Annotated in this window: 6 protein-coding genes; 4 read left to right on the top strand and 2 right to left on the bottom strand. The window is 37.7% G+C overall.

The window, feature by feature from the left end:
• Positions 1-70 precede the first annotated feature (70 nt).
• Together ACTIE0_RS20930 and ACTIE0_RS20925 are read left to right on the top strand one after the other, a co-directional pair.
• Positions 71-3,472, top strand: a complete 3,402-nt coding sequence (locus ACTIE0_RS20930; protein WP_439516970.1) for a DUF6716 putative glycosyltransferase — start codon at positions 71-73, stop codon at positions 3,470-3,472.
• A gap of 297 nt (positions 3,473-3,769) precedes the next feature.
• Positions 3,770-6,019, top strand: coding sequence for an N-acetylneuraminate synthase family protein (locus tag ACTIE0_RS20925; RefSeq protein WP_006670259.1), 2,250 nt, complete (start codon positions 3,770-3,772; stop codon positions 6,017-6,019).
• 16 nt (positions 6,020-6,035) lie between these two features.
• Here ACTIE0_RS20925 and ACTIE0_RS20920 read toward each other — a convergent pair whose 3' ends face one another.
• Both ACTIE0_RS20920 and ACTIE0_RS20915 read right to left on the bottom strand, forming a co-directional pair.
• Positions 6,036-6,707, bottom strand: a complete 672-nt coding sequence (locus ACTIE0_RS20920; RefSeq protein WP_006670258.1) for an acylneuraminate cytidylyltransferase family protein — start codon at positions 6,705-6,707, stop codon at positions 6,036-6,038.
• Positions 6,708-6,829: 122 nt separating this feature from the next.
• Positions 6,830-8,392, bottom strand: a complete 1,563-nt coding sequence (locus tag ACTIE0_RS20915; RefSeq protein WP_150105363.1) for a tetratricopeptide repeat protein — start codon at positions 8,390-8,392, stop codon at positions 6,830-6,832.
• A gap of 142 nt (positions 8,393-8,534) precedes the next feature.
• Between ACTIE0_RS20915 and ACTIE0_RS20910 the strand changes: the two genes are divergently transcribed.
• Complete coding sequence (locus tag ACTIE0_RS20910; protein ID WP_071776855.1) at positions 8,535-8,690, top strand: tetratricopeptide repeat protein; 156 nt, start codon at positions 8,535-8,537, stop codon at positions 8,688-8,690.
• Between the two features lie 210 nt (positions 8,691-8,900).
• Positions 8,901-9,190, top strand: a 290-nt coding sequence (locus ACTIE0_RS20905; protein ID WP_439516971.1) for a tetratricopeptide repeat protein, incomplete at its 3' end; no start/stop codon positions are given.

The following is a 9,190-nucleotide window of genomic DNA, read 5'->3' as shown; positions in this document are numbered from 1 at the left end:
GGTTCGCGGTCGGGAGTTATTGGCGGCGGAGTTTGGGTTTGGGGTGAATGGGTCTCGGTTAGCGGAGGTTATGGATGAGGTTCGCAGCGGGGTTGGGGTCCTCTCGGATGAGTTGAATTTGTTATTGGCGGGGTTCCCTGCTGTTCCCTATTATTTTGGGGGACGGGGAGGTGGTGTCCTGTTGTTACAACAAGCTCAAACAGCTATGGATAAGGGGGAATGGTCAGAGGCTGCTGGTTGTTGGCGGAAATTGTGGAAGGTTTATGCTTCTTCTTTATCTCCTGAAGTTCTCATATCCATTAGCCATAATTTGTTCAAGCTGGATGCTTTTACTGAGGCTCAGGCTTGTTTAAAACGGGTTCTGGCAAGTAACCCCCAACACCGCAAAGCTTTAGAGGAGCAGCAAAAACAGTATTTTTATCATACCTATTCTTCCTGGTTAATGAAAACTGTGGAAGGTATTGCTGATTGGTATAAAGCTGATGGTTTGGCAACTGCTCCTAACTGGGAGACGGCAGCTCAACTATATCAACCGTTTATAGATGGTAAACAGTCCTATGGTTCTATCTCGCAGTCTGTTAAAACTCATCTGCTATTGGCTGAGGAATACTGGGAACGTCAAGAGGATGAGAATGCTATAAAATCTCTGAAAAAAGCGATCGCTTTTTTTGGGAATCGGCTGCCTGAGAGTTTAATAAATTCAATTGTTACCTGTGTTGATGTGATTCGGAAAAATCAGGTAAACTCCAGCGATGATTTAACTAGCAGCAATATCAAACAGGAAATTCATCATACAAATACAGAGGTTTTGTCTGTTAAGCAATGGTTGTTATTGTATGATGTCTTGAGTTGGAATGGACTGTTTGAATCTGGTTTTGTCGCTAGACAGAAAGCCATCGATAAAGCCTATCAGCAGGGTGATGCTCAACCTAACAATATAACGGCTCTTATAGTAGCGGCAAGGGCGGCGATCGACCAGGGCGATTTTACGGCGGCGAATCGGTTTATTAACAGGCTGGCAAAAACAAATTGTAATAGCCAACAACTGAGTGAACTTCGGGCTTATAAATATCTACAGGAAGGTGATATAGAAGGGTTCAGAAACTCTTGGCCGTATCCTCCTAGGTTGGCAGATTTGCATTTTCAGGAGTACATTCGAGGTAAATCGGTGGCGGTAGTAGGGCCAGCTCCAACAGGTATCTTAGATGGTGAGGAAATAGACTCCTTTGATGTGGTCATTCGGTTCAACTACAGGGGAGAGGGGTCTATAGGTGATGCCCGTGAATATGGGACTAAAACTAATGTATCCCTATATAACGCCCATACTATCAGGTATTTTGTTACTCATAATCAACTTGATATTCTTTCCAATTTAGATTTTTCGCTGATTAGAAGACCTCGGCATGATGTGGATGCTCTCGGCTGGGACAAGAGTAAAATTAGGCTGATCTATGAAACTGATAACATTTTTTATAAATCCTTAAATGGTGCGCCTGCTGTTCTGTTTGATGTGCTACTACAAGGGGCAGATAGGGTGAAATTGTTTAAAACCAATTTTTATCTTACTTCCCAGCATCATTCAGAAAAATATAGAGGTCGGGATGAGTCTGATTTTGCTGAGTTTCCACTAGAAAAAATTCAGCCTGTTTTGGCTAATCATGATTTAGTCAGCCAGGTGGGTTTTACCCGTAGTTTGTGGAAAGCAGGTTTGGTTGATGTCGATGAGCAATGCAGTGAAATTATCAAGTTATCCACTAGGGATTATTTTTCTAAAATAGAGACTGTGGTCGGTAAGTTATGGTTCTTGTATGAACAGAAAATTGGGTTAACTAGCTCTGAAGTTTCTCGGCCATTAATGAACATGAAGCAAGCTATAGAATCTGCTGAACTTGCTATGTCTCAAAATAATTGGTCAGAAGCTATTAATAAGCTCAAATTTGTCTTAGATATTTATTATGATCAGGTTCCAGAAAAAGTCTATATATTAATGAGTCGTGCTTTTTCTGCACAAGGTTGTTATAATGATGCGGAACTTATAATTAAAAAAGGTATTGCTAAATATCCAAACGAGATTAATCTGTTTGTTCGGTTAGCACAAATAGCTTATGATAAAAAAGATTGGTCAGAAATGATCGTGTGTTGGGATCAGATATTAATCAAAATTGATAACGTTAAGAATAAAAAATTAGTTCAAAATACGAAAAAGCAGGCTTATAAAAATCTGGCTGCTGCTTATGGCAATTTAGACAAATTTGTAGAATGCGCTCACTTTTTTGAAATGTTTTTGCAAACATCAAAAATTGCTCATCAATTAAAACCATGCGAACCCAGTATAACCAGTATAAACGGGAGTCAATATATAGCAACAAGGGAAGAAAGTATTAAGCTACTTGCATTAGTGGATGATGATAGTTCTCTATTTACCTTAGCTGATGCTATATCTGATTTTGAAGCTCATGGTTGTCAAGTTTCCGTTGCACAAGTTGTTCATAAATATGGTAAGAGGGTTTCAGAAAGACAATTATCCTCGACTAAGATTTACGGCAGAAAAATAACCGATGTACATTTATCGTCATTAAATGAAGAAAATAAGTTTCTTTTTGAGTTTGATGCTCTACTATTATGTCAGCACTTAGATATTTTCAGTGAGTCATTTTATAAATTAAATACTACCCAAAGACCTTGCCTATTGGCTCTTTATAGAGGGGTTGATTTTTTTCCTGTTCTTGGTATTTGTAATCGTGTTTTCGCAGACATTATTTGTTTAAACAATCAATGGGAGTTGAAAATTTATAGTAATATTTTACCTAGTGCAGTGGATAAAAAAAAGAGAGCTTTTGTTTACAGTCCTAAATATAAAATACATGGTAGTGTTGACATGAAAATGCACGACTTTTGTGTAAAGGAAAGCACAAAGGAAAAAAATCATAAAAATGTTTATTTTTTTGCTCAAAGTATAGTTCCATTATTTCCTGATCAGAGATTTGATGTGTTAAATACTTTGAATCAATGTGCAATAAGCAATCCAAATATAAATTTAAAAATTAAGCTTAGACACTTGCCTAATGAAAACAAAACACATACGCATGTTGAAAGTTTGAGTTATTTAGAACTTGCGGAAGGTATGGAAATGGCAAGTAATGTATATTTTTCAACAGAAACAATGGATGAAGTCTTTGACAATGCAGATTTTTGTATTACCTGTTCTTCCACTGCGGGGATTGAAACTATTCTTAGAGGAATACCCACACTCTTTTATTTGGATTTTATAGCAGCACAAGCCGATCCTTTGACTAAGCCAGCACTTAAAATTTTTGAAGATAGTGGCTTACTCTGTACGAAAAATGATATTTTGCGTTTGCATATTAAGCAACCCAATATAGATTGGATACAAGGTTTTTTACCAGATATAAAAATAATAGAAAAGATAATTAAATCGATTAAAGATATGAGACGTGGTGTATTTTATTGAATGATTCAAAAATCAGTGGCTTGATCAAAGTTAACCTAATATTCAGTAAAGGATAAATTGTAGCCATGATGAGTACATTTATGAGAAGCAGAAGATTAAGGGTTGACAATTACTTCCTAAGTACAACACCTTATGTCACATTAGACTTTTTCTTATGTGATTCGACTTAGTTAATGCTTCCACACTGCGATGTTAAATGCACATATCTGCAAGCGCTGTGAAACGCTTCCTCAGCTCATCAACCGTTGGTGGATTGTGATTGAGGTAATGTAAAATCCATACCAAGTAAATATATTTATGTACATTGAAAAAAAAATCAAGAGTTATCTGGTCTTTTCTGGTGACAGTATATGGGATGCCCTAAAACAGATTAATGACAATCAGTCGAGAATTGTTTTTGTTGTTGAGGATAGTGGTATCTTGATAGGTGCGGTCAGTGATGGTGACTTCAGAAGATGGGTTACTAGCCATCCTAACTTTGACCTCAACCAGCCCATAGATTTAGTGATGAACCAGAATTTTATTTCAACTTCGGTTCATAATACTCAAGAGGTGATAGCTCGGTGTTTTACCCCTGATAAAGACATCATTCCTCTCGTAGATGAAGTCGGTAGATTTGTGGCTCTGGCTAGAAAGTCGGGTATAGGTTTTCAAGTTGGGGAACATCTAATTTCCGAACAAAATAAGTCTTTTATTATTGCTGAAATTGGCAATAATCATAATGGTGATGTTGGACTAGCGAAAAAGCTAGTTGATTTAGCTGTTCAAGCTGGAGCAGACTGCGTTAAATTTCAAATGCGGGATCTAGGCTCTTTATATTCTAATAGGGGCAAAGCCGCAGAGAATAAATATGATTTAGGTTCACAATATACCTTGGATATTTTGAATAGGTTTCAGTTAACTAAAGACGAACTATTTGATGTTTTTGATTACAGCTACAAACAAGGTATTGTTCCTCTGTGTACTCCCTGGGATTTAGTTAGTGTTGACATCCTGGATAACTACGGATTAGAAGCATTTAAAGTAGCATCAGCAGACTTCACAAATTTTGAAATGTTGGAAGCCTTAGCGGAGATTGGAAAACCGATAATTTGCTCTACTGGTATGTGTACTGAATCTGAAATAAAGGCTTCAGTTTCTCTCCTGAGACAACTAGGCTCCCAATTTTCTCTTCTGCACTGTAATTCAACTTATCCAACTCCTTTTAAGGATGTGAACTTGCTCTACTTGGGTAGATTGAAGAAGATTGCTGGTACTATTGTAGGGTATTCCGGTCATGAGCGAGGATTTTCAGTACCTGTAGCAGCCGTTGCACTCGGCGCTAAGATTATAGAGAAACATTTTACAGTTGATCGCTCTATGGAGGGTAGCGATCACAAAGTAAGTCTGCTACCGGATGAGTTTGCAGACATGGTTCGCCAGATCCGGGAAGTTGAAGAGGCAATTGGCCAGGATAAAGAACGAGAAGTTACTCAGGGTGAACTCATTAATAGAGAAAATCTGGCTAAAAGTTTAGTGACTAATCAATCTATTAAAAAAGGACAAATAATCAAACGCGAGATGATTGAGGTAAAAAGTCCTGGTCAGGGTTTACAGCCTAATCGTATTCATGACCTTCTCGGAAAAGTTGCCAGTCGCGATATGATGCCAGGAGACTTTTTTTTTGAGTCTGATATTGTTCAAAAGGCTATCAAAAAAAGTGAGTACAATTTTTCGCGTCCCTATGGAATACCAGTCCGGTATCATGATTACGCTAACCTGACTACAAATATAAATCTCGATTTTGTTGAATTCCACTTGAGCTATCATGATCTTAATGTTTTGCTCAATGATTTCTTTTCGAGTACCCAGACTATTGGCTTTGCAGTTCATAGTCCTGAACTGTTTGCTGGAGACCACATTATGGACTTGGCTTCCGAAGATGAAACTTACCTGGAGCGATCAATTAGTGAGTTAGAAAGGGTTATATCAATCACTAACAATCTCAAGTGTTTCTTTCCTACAACTGAGAAACCAGTATTAGTTATTAATGTAGGTGGGTGGAGTCCTAAAGGCTTTTTACCTCTTGAAAAACGAAAGGAACTGTATTTTCGGGTTGAGACAACTCTTGAACGGATAGATATAGAGTCTGTTCAACTAGCGATTCAAACTATGCCTCCGTTTCCTTGGCACTTTGGGGGACAAAGCCATCACAACCTGTTTGTAGATCCGAATGAAATTTATGAGTTTTGTCATCGCACTGGTCATAAAATTTGTTTAGATGTATCACATTCAATGATGGCTTGCAACTATTACCAATGGGATTTTAGTGAGTTTTTAGAAAAAGTGCTTCCCTATACTGTGCATTTACATATTGTTGATGCTAAAGGGGTTGATGGCGAGGGTGTACAAATTGGCAAAGGTGATGTGGACTTCAAAATGCTCAAAGATAAGCTTGATGTGTTAGCACCCAAGATTCAGTTCATTCCTGAAGTTTGGCAAGGTCATAAAGATAAAGGGGAGGGATTCTGGTTTGCCTTAGAGTTTTTAGAAAAAATTGGTATATAAGCACTGTCTATATTGCCTATTCTTTAATTTTTTGATTGAATTTCTGTAGTAATTTAGCAACCATCTCCCAATCATCAAGTTCGTCAATTTCTACTGCTGAGTTTTCCGGCATTTCATAAATCCCTATTTTCCCTCCCAATCTGCATTGATACTTTTCCAAAATGTAACGTCGGGTAATATAAAACGCTCCGTTTTCCATTAGTGTTCCGGTAAATTCCTGTCGTCTTGGTCTGTTGAGTGGGTCATAGTTAAAAGCCGTTCCATTATCATGCCAAAAAAAACGTTTAGTGCGGACTGCACTGAGCATAGAATCTAGATTTTTTAATTGGAACTGCTGTAGAGCATCATCTAAATGTTCTGATAAAAGCAAGGGGGAAGTTGCTTGGATAGTTACTAGATTGTCAAAGGCAACTTGTTGCATAAAGTGTAACATGACTGACTCAGTAGATGCCTCGTCTGTTGCTAACTCGCTAGGTCGCTGAATAACCTTCACATTAAGATTAAGCGAGTCAACAACAGCTTCTATTTCTGCTGAGTCCGTAGAGACATACACCGCATCGATATGGGCAGCCTGAGATGCAGCCTCTAACACCCAAGCACATAGAGGTTTGCCAGCAATTTCTTTAATGTTTTTCTTGGGAATACTTTTGGAGCCACCGCGCAAAGGGATAAGAGCTAATGTTGTCATATTAATCTCTCTTGGTTTGTTTATTGGGAAGTTAAATATATCACAAAAAATTGACTTGATACTTATATAAAGATACCTTTATCAACCACAATTTATCAATGTTATTGGCTATAGTTAAAGCGCTAAAAAAAACAATCAAATTCTTGAAAATCATTAGGATTAACACCATTTTCCATCAATTTTTTACCAATATACTTTAAGTCGATATCGTTAAAAAAATCTTTCCATTCTCCAATTTTCCCACTTCTGATAAATGATTTTACTTTCAACTTCTCACCAACTACAAGCGGTTTTCCATATCTTTGTTCCATATTTTTTACCTTACTTACACTACAGGCATCTATAGATAATTGTAGAAGATTATCATTAAAATCTAAATTTAGGTGATGAATGATTTTAGTAAATACCGTGTGCGTTTCAGTGATCAGATCCTCATATTTTATCAAGATCGAATCTTCTGGGTAATCGCGAGATAGTTTTTTTTGGCAAAGGTATGTTGTGCAAAAGTGCTTTAGCCTAGAATCAATAACTTCATGAAGTTCTTGATCTTTACCCCGATTCTTAAAATGAAAAAAGTAGCTGGAAATTATGAAATCTAACGGGTTTCTAGTTAACATAATAACTTTTTTAAAGTCTGCCTCTGCATAAATATGAGTATGATAAATTTGCCAATTCCTCTTTAAATTGAGAAGATATTCAATCAGGGTTTTATCTTTTAGTAGTTCATATACATTTAGCGAATGTATAATACCATAATTTTTCATAGAGTCAAAATCGATGTCTTTATTAGCACCTGATATCCGTGCAATATAATTAGCTAGAACCATTAATGTATAAGTTGTTCCTGACTTCATCAATGAGTATAACCATATTTTATTATACAATAGAAGACTCAACATTTTGTCTCGATACTCTTGGGCAACTGAGTCATGCTTATTATGTTTTACCAATAAATCCTGTATACACAATATGGCTTCATGATTATTTCTTTTTGAAATTAAAATTTCATAAAGCTCCCTATGCAGTAAGATTTCATTAGGGTATTTAATAATACCACTACTAACTATAGCTTGAGCAGTATCCAAAGCCCGAATTTTTCGATAGGCACAGCTTAATTGATAATAAATCATTACCGAAGCATTAGTTCCCTGCTTTTCTAAAGCAATTGTCCATAGCCTTATTGCCATAAACCAGTCATATTGATTGCTGGCTAATTGGGCATAATCTAACAATTCTTGATTATTAAGATAACTGAGATTAGGATGAATTTCTAACGCAATTTTGTAGTTATTTATAGCTTCAGGAATTTTATTTTTTAGTCTTAAAAGGATACTTAATCGATGATAAAACTTGTGAAAATCAGGTTTTATGTCAATAGCTTTTTGTAAGTAATCAACAGCCGCCTCTAAATCTCCCAGTTCCGCTAAAACCTCCCCCAAACTGTAGTACAACCAAGCTGAATCAGGATGAATTTTTAAGCATTCAGAATACCAAGCAACAGCTTCATCTAAATTACCCTGTTTAGCCCAAGCATCCCCTAAGCCATGATAAGCCCAAGCAAAATGGGGGTTAATGTCAATCACCTGATGATAAAGAGCGATCGCCTCATCCAACTTCCCAGACCGTTTCAATTGATTCGCCTGTCTCAGTAACTCCCCCGCACTCATTCCTTGACTACTCCTCATAACTAACTTCCCAATCCACAACTACCCTTGACATAACCGAGGATTATACCATATCACGATACTTACCGAACTTGACAAATTTATATGGCTTTGGTATAAGGGAGGCAGTTTCGGTATTATTTTAGTCTAGGGAGTTAGCGAATTGGTCAGCGATTTAGTGAAGGGTAATCAACTGCTGCGGAGTGGTAAGCTAGAAGAGGCTGTAGCGGCTTATCAAAAAGCGATCGCACTTCAGCACTTCATCCCCATTTCCCTGGATTTCAGTAATCGTGCTAGGTTAGTGGTAGGCTGGCTTTGATGTAATGCGATCGCCTCATCCAACTTCCCAGACCGTTTCAATTGATTCGCCTGTCTCAGTAACTCCCCCGCACTCATTCCTTGACTACTCCTCATAACTAACTTCCCAATCCACAACTACCCCTGACATAACCGAGGATTATACCATATCACGATACTTACCAAATTGACAAATTTCTATGACTTTGGTACAATGGGGAGCGTTTTAGGCATGGTCTGTGCTTTAATATGGGGAGTCAGCGAATTGGTCAGCGATTTAGTTAGGGGTAATCAACTGCTGCGGAGCGGTCAGCTAGAAGAGGCTGTAGCGGCTTATCAAAAAGCGATCGCACATGATAAAACTTTTCATTGGTCTCACTACATGCTGGGGGAGACTTTAGAGAAGTTGGGGCGTTTAGAGGAAGCTGTAGAGTCCTATCAGCGGGCCTTTGTTTTAAAGCCCGACCAAAGTGACTTTCGTTTAGGTTTCGTCCGGGCTGTACACAAAGCCAAGGGCAAGGG

The sequence above is a fragment of the Limnospira sp. genome (assembly GCF_051859755.1).
Classification (GTDB): domain Bacteria; phylum Cyanobacteriota; class Cyanobacteriia; order Cyanobacteriales; family Microcoleaceae; genus Limnospira; species Limnospira fusiformis.
The sequence above is the reverse complement of the archived record's forward strand: the minus strand, read 5'-3'. Positions and strand labels throughout refer to the sequence as shown.

Coding starts and splice junctions, on each gene's coding strand:
- ACTIE0_RS20925 (WP_006670259.1), top strand. CDS start 3,770: ATGTACATTGAAAAAAAAATCAAGAGTTATCTGGTCTTTTCTGGTGAC.
- ACTIE0_RS20920 (WP_006670258.1), bottom strand. CDS start 6,707: ATGACAACATTAGCTCTTATCCCTTTGCGCGGTGGCTCCAAAAGTATT.
- ACTIE0_RS20915 (WP_150105363.1), bottom strand. CDS start 8,392: ATGAGGAGTAGTCAAGGAATGAGTGCGGGGGAGTTACTGAGACAGGCG.
- ACTIE0_RS20930 (WP_439516970.1), top strand. CDS start 71: ATGGATGAGGTTCGCAGCGGGGTTGGGGTCCTCTCGGATGAGTTGAAT.